This window comes from Halomonas sp. SIMBA_159 (assembly GCF_046536035.1).
Lineage (GTDB): Bacteria > Pseudomonadota > Gammaproteobacteria > Pseudomonadales > Halomonadaceae > Vreelandella > Vreelandella venusta_A.
This window is the reverse complement of record NZ_JAWJBT010001160.1, coordinates 1-250: the sequence shown is the minus strand read 5'-3', so window position 1 is coordinate 250 and position 250 is coordinate 1. Positions and strand designations below refer to the sequence as shown.

Genomic DNA, 250 nt, shown 5'->3' with positions numbered 1-250 from the left:
CCATGCCGGCCTCGCGGCTTTCGTCGGCCACCGGCAGCGGGAGACGCTGCGACAGCGCCGCGGCGATGCCGCCCAGGGCCTGCTGCACGTAGGTGCCGGCTTCGCGGGTGGCGGCATCCAGCTCCAGCCGCGCGCGATGCGCGCCCAGCGCGGACAGGTAGCCCAGCAGCACGTGCGACAGCGCCAGGAAGCGGAAGCCGGCGTCGAGGTTGCGGCGCACGTAGCCGGGCTCGCGCAGCATGTTCGACAG

At 74.4% G+C, this 250-nt stretch carries 1 pseudogene; it reads right to left on the bottom strand.

Annotation, left to right across the window (positions count from 1 at the left end):
• Positions 1-250, bottom strand: a pseudogene (locus R0J87_RS22910) (YccS family putative transporter); the annotation flags it as partial.